The sequence below is a fragment of the Paenibacillus antri genome, assembly GCF_005765165.1.
Taxonomy (GTDB): Bacteria; Bacillota; Bacilli; order Paenibacillales; family YIM-B00363; genus Paenibacillus_AE; species Paenibacillus_AE antri.
In genome coordinates, this window is the sequence record NZ_VCIW01000001.1 from 676,493 (window position 1) to 688,457 (window position 11,965).

Annotated in this window: 9 protein-coding genes; 5 read left to right on the forward strand and 4 right to left on the reverse strand. The window is 62.8% G+C overall.

Annotated elements, in window-relative coordinates; all coding sequences use genetic code 11:
* Positions 1–13 precede the first annotated feature (13 nt).
* Positions 14–778, reverse strand: coding sequence for a class I SAM-dependent methyltransferase (locus FE782_RS02680; RefSeq protein WP_138192216.1), 765 nt, complete (start codon positions 776–778; stop codon positions 14–16).
* Positions 779–906: 128 nt separating this feature from the next.
* On the opposite strand from FE782_RS02680, the gene FE782_RS02685 reads away from it, so the two are divergent.
* Positions 907–1,143, forward strand: a complete 237-nt coding sequence (locus tag FE782_RS02685; RefSeq protein WP_138192218.1) for a hypothetical protein — start codon at positions 907–909, stop codon at positions 1,141–1,143.
* Between the two features lie 61 nt (positions 1,144–1,204).
* Here the strand turns inward: FE782_RS02685 and FE782_RS02690 are convergent, their stop codons facing one another.
* Together FE782_RS02690 and FE782_RS02695 are read right to left on the reverse strand one after the other, a co-directional pair.
* The gene (locus FE782_RS02690) at positions 1,205–2,947 is read right to left on the reverse strand and encodes a methyl-accepting chemotaxis protein (protein ID WP_138192220.1); all 1,743 of its coding nucleotides are present in this window, start codon (positions 2,945–2,947) and stop codon (positions 1,205–1,207) included.
* 147 nt (positions 2,948–3,094) lie between these two features.
* A complete protein-coding gene (locus FE782_RS02695; protein WP_138192222.1) occupies positions 3,095–4,804 on the reverse strand; it encodes a thiamine pyrophosphate-binding protein in 1,710 nt (569 codons plus the stop codon).
* Between the two features lie 60 nt (positions 4,805–4,864).
* Between FE782_RS02695 and FE782_RS02700 the strand changes: the two genes are divergently transcribed.
* The 3 genes from FE782_RS02700 (at position 4,865) to FE782_RS02710 (ending at position 8,770) form a co-directional block, all read left to right on the forward strand.
* Positions 4,865–5,050, forward strand: a complete 186-nt coding sequence (locus tag FE782_RS02700; protein ID WP_138192224.1) for a hypothetical protein — start codon at positions 4,865–4,867, stop codon at positions 5,048–5,050.
* Between the two features lie 165 nt (positions 5,051–5,215).
* Positions 5,216–7,027 carry an oligoendopeptidase F gene (gene pepF, locus FE782_RS02705; RefSeq protein WP_138192226.1) on the forward strand — a complete coding sequence of 604 codons (1,812 nt, stop codon included), beginning with the start codon at positions 5,216–5,218 and terminating at the stop codon, positions 7,025–7,027.
* A 423-nt stretch (positions 7,028–7,450) separates the two neighbouring features.
* Positions 7,451–8,770 carry a serpin family protein gene (locus tag FE782_RS02710; protein ID WP_158299226.1) on the forward strand — a complete coding sequence of 440 codons (1,320 nt, stop codon included), beginning with the start codon at positions 7,451–7,453 and terminating at the stop codon, positions 8,768–8,770.
* 427 nt (positions 8,771–9,197) lie between these two features.
* Here FE782_RS02710 and FE782_RS02715 read toward each other — a convergent pair whose 3' ends face one another.
* Positions 9,198–10,886, reverse strand: a complete 1,689-nt coding sequence (locus FE782_RS02715; RefSeq protein ID WP_138192230.1) for a DUF4091 domain-containing protein — start codon at positions 10,884–10,886, stop codon at positions 9,198–9,200.
* A 210-nt stretch (positions 10,887–11,096) separates the two neighbouring features.
* Here FE782_RS02715 and FE782_RS02720 point away from each other — a divergent pair, with 210 nt between their 5' ends.
* Positions 11,097–11,963, forward strand: coding sequence for an AraC family transcriptional regulator (locus FE782_RS02720; RefSeq protein WP_158299227.1), 867 nt, complete (start codon positions 11,097–11,099; stop codon positions 11,961–11,963).
* The last annotated feature ends 2 nt before the right edge of the window (positions 11,964–11,965 follow it).

Genomic DNA, 11,965 nt, shown 5'->3' on the forward strand with positions numbered 1-11,965 from the left:
GTTAGGCGGCGGGTCAGCCGTTGCCGCTCGCCGGCTTGCGGATCGACAACAGCCGCGTCGAGCCGGGAATGAACGTCAATCGGGACGGCGGCAGCCGGACGGCGGCGCCCGCCGACTCGAACTCTCGAACGATGTCGTCCAAGCCCGGATACCGCTCGTGCTTCAACGTATACAACGGATAAATCCGGACCTCGCCCCCCGGTCGCGTAACGCGGTACAGCTCCCTTAATGCGTCGCGGTGAAACTCGATTCCGAATTGTTCTTCATATAAGAAGAGGAAATGGCTGCACAACGTCAACGCGAACGCGTCGTCTTCGAACGGAAGGCGCGGCAGCGAAGCGGCCGTATACGACCCAGTCCCGGCTTCCGCTTCCGCCCGGTAATCCGCGATGAACCGCTCGAGCGACGCTTCCCGTTTCGCCCGGTGCGCTTCCGGCGAACCGTAGAACGTCCAGTCGAACCGATCTCTCGCCCGCTCCAGCTTCGCGGTCGACGACGCGATCTCCTCCGCGCTCTCCGCGTAGAGCGCCTCCGCGGATTTCGCGTAGCGCGGATCCGCGGACACGACCCGCGCCCCGCGCAGGCGCGCCTCCGCCGCGAACGACGACGCGCCGCCGGCGACGTCTAGCGTCGGCCCGCGGAAGGGCGCATCGCCCTCCAGCGCGAACATCGCCTCGTATTCCCGGTACGAGCGGCACGTCACGGCTACCCCCGTCTGCGGGTAGAAGGCTTCCTTTTTCCCATGATTCCCATGATTCCCTTGTTTCGCTTGGCTCATCTTCCTCATCTCTCCTCGCTCGGCTCTTCCCGGCCGCCTCCGCGACCGGCTTGACGGTATTGTAGCATAGGCGTTTGCATTTAGGGCACATTTTTTGTATGATGGCGCGGAAAGGGTGATGGACGGACATGGCGACGAAAAAGGTGCAGATCTGGAAGCGCGACAAGTGGAATATGATCAACGCCGAAGTGCGCGGGCGCGAGATCGAGGTTATCGAAATCAGCGATCAGTGGGGCGAGGAATCTCGGACTTTTTACAGCCGCGCGGAGCTGAAGCATTGGGTGGAGCAGCGCTTCGCGCCGGAGCGATTCAACGGCACGGAGGAAGAGCGCGCGCACATCGTCGAGCAATTCGAGGGTTTGTGACACATACATGGGAAAAGGCTGCCCGAAACGCGACGCCGCGCTTCGGACAGCCTTTTTCCATTTATACTTTGAATCGTCCGACCTGCTCCTGCAGCTCCGAAGCCATCTGGCTCAGATGGGACGAAGACGACTTCATCTCCTCCATCGTCGCCAGCTGCTCCTCGGTCGCCGCCGACACGTGCTGCGTGCCGGCCGCCGCTTGCTCGGCCACCTCGGCGATCTCCCGGAAGCTGTTCAACATCGCTTGGAACTGCCCCATGATCGCATCCAAATCCTCGGTGACGGACGCCGTGTCCGTCTCGACGCGAGCGGCCGAATCGGCGATCTCGCCGAACGCCGCCACGGACGCGTTCACGCTGTCCATCCCTTCCCGCAGTTGGACGGTCGCGCTCGTCATCGAACGCGACGCCTCGGCGATGCCGCCGCGAATGCCTTCCACGTGGACGGCGACCTCCTTCGCCGACGCGCTCGACTGCTCGGCGAGCCTCCGCACCTCGTCGGCGACGACCGCGAAGCCGAGGCCGTGCTCGCCGGCGCGAGCCGCCTCGATCGCCGCGTTCAGGGCGAGCAGGTTCGTCTGCGACGCGATGTCGGTAATGAGGCGCATGACGCTGCCGATCTTCTCCGACTTGTCGCCGAGCCCGCCGATGACGGTAGACAGCCCGTCGATGGCGCGCCCGAGCTCGTCCATCTTCGCGCGCAGCTCGTCCATCCGCCCGAGCCCGTCCCGCGACTGCTCCGCCGTCGCGACGGCGGTTTCCTTCATGCGGTGCATATTGCCGTTCATGCGCTCCGCCGCCGCCGCGATGTCGTCGGCCAGAGCGACCGCGCCGCGCACGCCTTCCGCTTGGCGCTCCGAGCCGACGGCCAGCTGCTGCGCCACTTCCGTAATCATCTCGCTCGATTGGCCGGTCTGCTCCGCGCTCGCCGTCAGCTGCTGCGAGGAAGCGGCGACCAGCTCGCTCGACGCCGCGACCTGCCGCAGCACCTCGCGCTGCGCTTCGAGCATGCCGCGGAACGAGCGGGCGAGATCGCCGAGCTCGTCCTTCGTCGCGATGTCGACGTTCACCGTCAAGTCGCCTTTCGAGGCGACGTTCATCATGTATTGCAGTCGCTTGACCGGATAGTTGATCAATCGGGACAGCCAGAGCCCGATCGCGATCGTGATCGCGGCCGCGACGACGATAATCGTCACGATCAGCGCGATCGATCCCGTATACGCCTGACCGAGCCGCTCGTTCGTCCGTTCGGCGTTCGCCGCGTTCTTCTCGGCCCATTGCGCTAGAATCTCATTGATTCGGTCCAGCTTCGGCTCGGCGTTCTGTTTAAAGTAGCGGAACGCGCGATCGGTGTTGCCCGAACGCTCCAGCTCCAAATTGAGCGCTTCTTGACTGGCGGCGCGGTATTCCGCGAGAAGGCCGTCCAGCTGTCGGACGAGCTCCGCCTCCTCCGCGTCCAGATGACTTGCTTTCAGGTTGGCGAACGCTTCGTCGAACTTCGCGTTCCGCTCTTCCGTTTCCTTCACCATTTCCTTCTGTTCGATGGGATCGTACGCCACCATAATATGGTACATATTCGCCTCGACGGCGCGCGAATGCGCGCGAGCTTCGTTGATCCACTTGATCGGAAGCACCCGTTCGTCGTACATCTCCTTGACGCCCGAATACGTGACGCCCGTCTGCGCGACGCCGATCACGCCCACGACTACCGTAAACAAGACCGACGCGGCGATAAGCGATAAGAGCTTATAAAACAACTTCAGGTCGGACACGAACGCCAACCGTTTCAGGACGCGCTGCAGCAACGAAAGATCATCCCTTTTCCTTTATGTAATCAGGCCTCCAAGCCTAGACCTATATTACCACGGTTTTCTTGAACAGTGGTGAAAAAACGAAAAAAACGCCTCACACGACGTGTAAGGCGCTCCAAGGTTTTCCATATATCGATCGTTCTACAGCTTCGTGTGCGGCAGCACGGTCGGCTCGGTCGCGACGTCGATCAGGAGCGGCGTCCCGACCCGGGTCGGATCGAATGCCGTCGCAAGCGCGGCGCGGAACGCCGCCTCGTCGTCGGCGCGCATGCCGAAGCCTCCGCATGCCGTCGCTATGGCGGAGAAATCCGGATTGTCGAGCTTCGCCTGCGACGCGTCGAGCCCGGCGAGCCGCATCCGGTTGTACTCGATCGCGTACGACCCGTTGTTCAGGACGACGAGCGCGATCGGCAGCCCCAGCTTCGCCGCCGTCTTGAATTCGATCAGCGTCTGCTGCACGCCGCCGTCGCCGGCGACCGCGACGATCGGGCGGCCGGACGATGCGAGTCCGGCCGCGATCGCCGCCGGCAAGGCGAAGCCCAGCGTCCGCAGCGTGCCCGAGACGAGCAGCCGCTGCCCGCGGTTTTCGAACGCGCGCCCCCACCACAGCGAGTGGTCTCCGGTGTCGAGCGCGACGATCGCTTCGGGCGGGATCGCCTCCGACAGCAGCTTCATGATCCGCGGCGGCGTCATCGGCGTCCCGGTCTGATCCGCCTCCGCCTCGAGTCGCTTCATCCAGTCCATGCGCAAATCCGTGACGCGCCGCTGCCATGCCGCCATGCGCTTCTCGTCGCGCGCGAGCGTCTTCGCGAACCCGGCGAACCGCGGCATGATGTCCGCTAGATCGCCGACGAGACCGCGGACGATGCCGTGACCGATGCCGATGTTCTCGCGGATCGCATCGATCTGGACGACGCGCGCGGTCGGCGGCGTATATTCGTCCGGCCACCAGGTCGCGCCGCAGACGACGACGAGGTCGCTCTCCGCCATCGCGACGCTCGCCGCCTCGCTGCCCGCGAGGCCGAAGCCGCCGACGAACAGATTGTGCCCGTTCGGGAACACATGCTTCGCCGGCAGCGTCGTCGCCACCGCGGCGCCGAGCGCCTCGGCGAGGGCGAGCGTCTCGCGCTCGACGCCTTCCACCCCGCGCCCGAGCAGCAGCATCGGCCGCTCCGCCTCCGCGATCAAGCGGAACGTCGCTTCGACGTCCTCGGCCGGCGCGAGCAGTGGCTGGTGCAGATGCGCCGTATACGGCAGCGGCGCGCCCTTGACCGGTTCGAGGAACATCTTCTTCGGAACCGACAGATGCGTGACCGCGCCGCGAACCGAGCTGAGCGTCAGGCACCGCTGCAGCATCTCCGGCAGCGCATCCGGGTGCGCCAGCAGCTCGCTGAACGCGGCGAACGGAGCGACGGTCAGCTGCTGCTGCAAGTACTGCTTCGCGCTCGTGCCGATCTTCGCTTCGTCGACTTGCCCCGTAATGGCCAACACGCCGGCATGGTCGGCATACGCGTCCGCGAGGCCGTTCATCATATTCGTGAGGCCCGGACCGCACGTGCCGAGCACGACGCCGACCCGCCCGGTCAGCTTCGCCTCGGCCGCCGCCGCGAGCGCCGCGGCGTTCTCGTCGAGGAAAGGAACATATTGGATTTTCCCATGCTTTGCTATATCATCTAAGAAGAACAAATTCGCGTCTCCGAGCACGCCGTAGATGCGTTCGACTCCCCAAGCGGACAGCTGCTCCAAGAGGAATCGGCCGACCGTCAGACCGGCGTCCGGCTTCTTCGCGTCGGCGTTGACGGGTTCGTTCTGCAATCGATCGATCGTGCGTTCTAACAGCGTTGGCGCCATGCGTTCACTTTCCTTTCATGTTTTGGGTAGTGTACCCGGAAAGCGAGGTTTGAACCCCCTATGCAATCGTCCGGCGCGCTCGCGGTGTTTCTGGTCGTCTCCTTCTGCCTCGCCGCGGTCGTCATCCTGAAGCGCGAGTCGATTCCCGACCCGCTCCGCCGCCCGATCGCGGTCTCGACGCTCGTCATGATCGTCGCCGCGTTCGTTATGCTGCTCGTCACATTTTTTACGATGGGTTCGGAATAAGCTATAATATGGTAACCCTTGGCGCATACTAGCCGAATGGACTTCCGCAACGAAGGGGGCATTCGCGCGATGCGCCGAACTCGCATTCGGCTTTTCGCGTCGGTCTCGGCGCTTGCCGCGGCCGCCGCTTTATGTTTCTTACCAATACATACTTGGAGGGATACGATGGCTACGACGACGACGACAACCGCGCTTCCGAAGCGCGCCGACATGCCGGCCGAGCATCTGTGGAAATTGGAGGACTTGTATCCGTCGCAGGACGCTTGGAACAAGGAATACGAAGAAGTGAAAGGACTGCTCGGCGAAGCGGCCGCCTTCCAAGGCAAGCTGACGGACGCCGCCGCGCTGAAGAGCTGCTTCGAGCTCGAGGATAAGATTTCGCTGCTGACCGAGCGGCTCTACGTGTACTCCAACATGCGCCACCATCAGGACATGGCCGATCAAACCTATCAAGCGTTGTCCGACAAGGCGAAGAAGCTGTCCGTCGACGTCGGCGAAGCGCTCTCCTTCGTCACGCCGGAAATTTTGTCGCTCTCCGAGGAGCAGCTGAAGGGCTTTATCGCCGATCCGACCCTCGCGCCGTATAAGCATACGCTCGAGGAGATGCTCCGCCAGAAGCCGCACATCCTGTCCAAGGCGGAGGAAGCGCTTCTTGCGCAGGTGGGGAGCATTTCGCAGGCGCCGGGGAACATTTTCGGAATGATCAACAACGCGGACATGAAGTTCCCGACCATCAAGAACGACAAAGGCGAGGACGTCGAGCTGACGCACGGCCGGTACATTCAATTCCTGGAGAGCCGCAACCGCGAGGTCCGGGCGAATGCCTTCAAAGCGATGTACGCCACCTACGCCAAGCAAAAAAACACGCTCGCCGCCACGCTCGCCGCGAACGTCACGAAGAACCAGTTCTACGCGAAGGCGCGCAAGTATCCGTCGGCGCTAGAAGCGTCGTTGTACGGCGATAACATTCCGAAGGACGTCTACACGAACTTGATCGCGACGATTCACGAATCGCTGCCGTTGCTGCAGCGGTACCTCGAGCTCCGCAAGAAGCTGCTCGGCGTCGACGAATTGCATATGTACGACCTGTTCACCCCGCTCGTCGAAGAAGTCGACATGGAGATTTCGTACGAAGGAGCCAAGGCGAAGGTGTTGGATTCCCTGAAGCCGCTCGGCGACGACTACTTGAAGAACCTGCAAGCGGGCTTCGAAGAGGGCTGGATCGACGTGTACGAGAACGAAGGCAAGCGGTCCGGCGCGTACTCGTGGGGCGCTTACGGCACGCATCCGTACGTGCTGCTGAACCACAAGGATAACCTCAACTCGATGTTCACGCTGACGCACGAGATGGGTCACGCGCTCCACTCGCATTACTCGGATACGAACTTGTCGTACCGCGACGCGCAGTATACGATCTTCCTCGCGGAGGTCGCGTCGACTTTGAATGAAGCGTTGTTGATGGACTACATGCTCAAGAAGACGACCGACCCGAAGGAGAAAATGTACCTGCTCACCTACTACGCGGACCAATTCCGCACGACGGTGTTCCGCCAGACGATGTTCGCCGAATTCGAAATGATCATTCACGACAAGTCGGAGGCGGGCGAATCGCTGACGCCGCAGGCGCTCAGCGAAATTTACTACGAGTTGAATAAAAAGTATCACGGATTCGACGGCATGATCGTCGATCAGGACATCGAGATGGAATGGGCGCGCATCCCGCACTTCTATACGAGCTTCTACGTGTACAAGTACGCGACGGGCTTCTCCGCGGCGACGTCGTTCGCGAAGCAAATTCTCGACGAAGGCCAGCCGGCCGTCGACCGCTACCTCGGCTTCCTGAAGAGCGGCGGCAGCGACTTCTCGATCAACATTTTGAAGAAGGCGGGCGTCGACATGTCCTCGCCGGCCCCGATCCGCGACGCGATGGAAGTGTTCCGCGGGTTGGTGGAAGAGATGGAGCAGTACGTGAAGTAGTTTGTTCGGCATGCAGAGGCCCCGCGCGATCGGTTGCGATCGCACGGGGCTTTTTTTGCGCCTGCCGGCGCCTCCGCGGCGGTTTACCCTCACATATGCGCTTATCTCCGCCGTTTCCCCCGCCAACCGCCGCTTTAACCTCGCATGTGCGCTTATCTCCGCCGTTTCCCCTGCCAACCGCCGCTTTAACCTCACATTCGCGCGTATCTCTGCCGTTTTCCCTGCCAACCGCCGCTTTAACCTCACATTCGCGCTTATCTCTGCCGTTTCGCCTGCCAACCGCCGCTTTACGCTAAGAGCAAAATGACCTTCCTCGCTAGACGTCCTCTTGGTCATACCTTTCGAGGATGCTCCTTACTGCAACCTCCCGGCGCAACATCCCGTCCATAAGAGAAAGGATTCGCACGTATAGGAGGTATGACTATGAACCTACACAAGATCTCGGCGCTCGCCCTCTCGGCCGCGCTGGCGGCGAGCCTTGCCGGATGCGGAGCGAACGGCACCGCCCCGGCGGAGGGCGAGGCGCGGCAATCGGCGCCGACCGTCACCCCTTCCCCGAACGGCGGCGAACCGACGGCTCCCTTGCAACAAGCCCGCTTCGCGCCGGCAGACGTCGACCCGCGGCTCGTCGAAGCGCAGACGCGCTTCGCGTTCGACGTCTATCGCGAGCTGTCGGCGAAGGAAGCGGGCAACCGCTTCTTCTCCCCGATCAGCCTCTCCATCGCGCTCGCGATGACGATGAACGGCGCCGAGGGCGAGACGCTCGACGCGATGAAGCGCACGCTGTCGCTTGACTCGCTTGAAGACGACGAGATCCAGGCCGGCTACGAGGCGTTGGCCGACGTATTGATGCGCGGCACGGACGGCATACAGGTTGCGCTCGCCAACTCTTTATGGGCCGATGAAGGCGTGCCGTTCCGCGAGGCGTTCCTCGAGACGAATCGCGCCCGGTACGACGCGGCCGTCGAGACGTTGGACCTGCAATCCGCGGAAGCGACGGCGCGGATCAACGGTTGGGTTCGGGAGAAGACCAACGGCAAAATCGACAAGCTGTTGGAGGAGCCTTTGGCCGAAGATTCGATCTTGCTGCTGCTGAACGCGATCTACTTCGACGCCAACTGGGCTTCCCCGTTTCGGGAGGATCGGACTACCGTCCGTCCGTTCGACGGCCCGAACGGCGACGTCGACGCGTCGATGATGTTCCAAGAAGCGACGCTCCCGTATTTGGACGGCGACGGTTTCCAAGCCGTGCGTCTCCCTTACGCGGGCCGCGAGGCCAGCATGGTCGTCTTCGTTCCCGACGAGGGCGTCGCGCTGGACGACTGGATGAAGTCGATGGACGCCGCGCAGTGGAACCGACATATGAACGCGTTCGCGCCGACTCACGGCGTCGTCGGCCTGCCCAAGTTCAAAATGGAACAGAACCTCCCGTTGAACGACGCTCTCGACAATCTCGGCATGGGCGTCGCGTTCGATGACAAGGCCGCCGACTTCTCGCGGATGACCGAATTAACCGGGAACAACGCCGTATTTCTCAAGCAAGTCCAGCAAAAGGTCTTCGTCGACGTCCAGGAGCAAGGCACCGTCGCCGCCGCGGTCACCAGCGTCGAGGCCGGCGTCACCTCCGCCCCGGTCGTCTCGTTCGAGCTCGAGGCGAATCGACCTTTCTTCTTCGCGATTCGGGACGATCGAACCGGCGCGATCCTGTTTATGGGCGCCGTTTACGACCCGACGGCATCCTAACGACGATAAAGAGACCGTCCGGCATACCTAAGCCGGACGGTCTTCTTGACCTGTCGCTGCTCAACTTTTGACACCATTTCGCGCTCCCGCCCGGTTTTCCGCCGCTCTTCGCACGCCCACTGCCTGCCGACGCCCTCCCTCTCACCTTGCCCCGTACCAAACTACTCAAATTTTGATCCCTTTCTCGCCAACTGCTCAACTTTTGACACCATTTCGCGCTCGCGCCCGGTTTTCCGCCGCTCTCCGTCCGCCCACTACCCGCCGACGCCATCCATCGCAACTTGACCCGTATCAAACTACTCAAATTTTGATCTCTTTCTCGCGAACTGCTCAAATTTTGACGCCGTTTCGCGCTCCCGCCCGCACCAACGGAAAAAGAGGTTGCCCCTCGCCTCCTAGACGGGGACAACCTCTCCTGAATGAAACCTTACTTTACTGTCGCGTACGAGGACGCGATCGCACCGTTGACGCGCTGCCGCGCGCGAAGCAACCGCGCCGGGTCCGGCGCGCCCATCCGGAACGAGATGCCTTCCTCGCCGCCGAGCTCCTCCTCCGCGATCGCCAGCGCGGCGTCTCGGCCGATCCGGGACTCGAGCAGCTCGAGCGCTCGCAAATCCTGCAGCGCCTCCCGGAACACTTCCCAGCGGATCGAATCGATCGGACCGTCCGCGCCCGGATAGACGACGAACGCGTCGCCGGACGGGAACGCGCCGCCCGCGTCGGTCACGCGGAACGGGTCGATCTCCCGCTTGGAATATTGGGAGTACCAGAAGTTATACCCCCATTGCAGGAAGCCCGCGATCCGGAATTTGTACAGCTGAACGCCGAGCACCCGGTTGCGGGACGACGGCATCGCGAAAAACCGGTTGGCGACCCCGTCTCGGTTCTGGCTGCAGCAATAGTACGTCCAGAGCGGTTCGACGCCGGCCGCAAGGAACGGCTCGATGTGATTGTTCGCCGGCACCGGGATCGGGACGAGCCCTTGCTCGTAGAAGCTGTAGTCCGACAGCGCCTCGAAAAACGCGAAGCCGTCCAGATGCCGCATCAGCACCTGCTTCGCCGCGCGATAAAACTCCAGATTGTCCGGGATCGGTTCGTCGGACACGTGGAAGTAGACGTTCTTCTCCAGCCCGTTCTCCTTCAAATACGCCACTAACGCCGGAAGGAACTGATCCAAGAAGCGCCCGTACGCCTCGCCGGCCGCTTCCGTGTCCCAGCCGAAGATGCGCTTCTCTACCCCGTCGCGCACGGCGACGATCTTCGGCGCGTGCTTCGCCCCCCACTGCGTGAACAGATGGGACATCTCGAAGTGCCGGATGCCGACCCGATGGCATGTCGCGACCCAACGGTCCAGCCGCGCGAAGTCGAACCGGTACTCGCCGTCGCCGGTCTCCTCGACGCCGACCAGCTGCATCGTCGGTCGTTCGCCGCCGATCGCCGTATCGAGCGGCGGCGTGAAGAGCGGCGTCAATATCATATTGATGCCGTGGCTGTAAGCATTCGCCAAATACGTCTCGAGCAACCGCCAATGCGCCTCGTCGAACGCCTCGACCCCGTACCGCGTCGCGATGCAGTCGGCGTGGAACCACTCCGTATGCAGCAGCCGCTGCTCCGGCAGCTCCGCGCGCACGACCGTAAGCTCGAACCTCTCGGCCCCGAGCTCGCCCCCCTCGGCGTCCGTCAAGACGATCTCGATCGGGAACGCAGCCTCCGGCCCGTTGCCCGCAAGCGCGCTTGCCTCCGCTTCCGCCAGCGCCGGCAGCGTCACCGTCACCCACAGCGATCGCCATTGCTTCGGCAAGGCGCGCAGGTCGTCGCCCGCCGGAAACAGCGGATCCGGGTACAGTCCCGGCGTCGTCCGCAGGTACCCCTCGTCCGGATTCGAATACGCCGGCAGATCGGAAGGCGACAGGCCGACGGCGCGAACGGCGATATAAGGCTCAAGCGGCGAAGCCGCGCGAATGCGAAGCGCCGGGAGCAGCGTTTCGGAACGGTACGCGACTTGGAAGCTGAACGTCTCCCCCCACAGCGCGGAGCCTTCCCGCACCGGCGCGTCGGTCAGCGCCTCGTCGGCGAATACCTTGCTTAACGAGCTGAGACATCTGGTTTCGAACATGATTCCATCCCCTTCGAGTTCGTCGGTTTCCTGCTCTCATCGTAGCAAGCCCGACTTCCCGCCACAATCCGAAAATCGTAACCGAACTATAACGATATTGACCTTTCGTTTGTGCGTCGCCGCTTTTCGGGTACTCATTTTCCGCCGATCATGCTACAATTTCATCACCGCATTGACCTGCAACGAACGATGAAGGGAGCCCTCTCGAAAATGAAACAAGGCGCCTACGCCTTCCGCTACGCCGAAGCCGTTCCGTTCCTGCGGCTCGACTCGATCGGCTGGCAATACACCGACGATCCCGGCTACGGGCATCACGGCATGACGAGGCCCGATCGCGGGCATGTCATTTTCCAATATACGCTTAGCGGCGAAGGGAAGCTGCGATACGGCGGCGAAACCTGGTCCGTGCCTCCCGGCTCGGGCATTCTCGTGACCGTGCCCGGCGATTACCGATATTATTGGGAAAAGGACTCCGGAGCCCCCTGGGAGTTCCTCTGGATCAATATGGCCGGCGAAGACGCGGCCCGGCTCGCGGAACGCATCCGCGAACGGCACGGCCCCGTCGTTCGGCTGTCTCCCCGTTCCCGCGCGATCCGAAGAGGCTGGGAGCTGTACCGGACCGTCTCGGAGGACCGGGTCACGGACGCCGTCGAGCTGTCGACGCAAGCGTACGGATTCCTCGTCTCCATGCTCGAGCAGGAAGCGGCGGACGCGCCGGCGCCCGATCTGCCGGCGCCGCTGCGCAAGGCGACGCGCCTCATGAAGGAGCGGTTCCGCGAGCCGCTCGGCCTCGAGGAGATCGCCGCCCATAGCGGCGTATCCGCGGCGTACTTGTGCCGCTTGTTCCAAAGCCGGCTCGGCGTCTCGCCGCTCGAATACATGCGTCGCCGGCGCGTGGAAGCGGCCGTTACGCTGCTGCGGCGCACCGACGAGAGCGTCTCGCGCATCGGCGAGCTGTGCGGCTTCGAGAGCCCCAGCTACTTCGGCAAGGTGTTCCGCCAATACCTCGGCCTCTCCCCGCGCCAGTTCCGGAACGACACGAACGATCACCCGTACGAGACGTTATTTCTGGAGTAAGC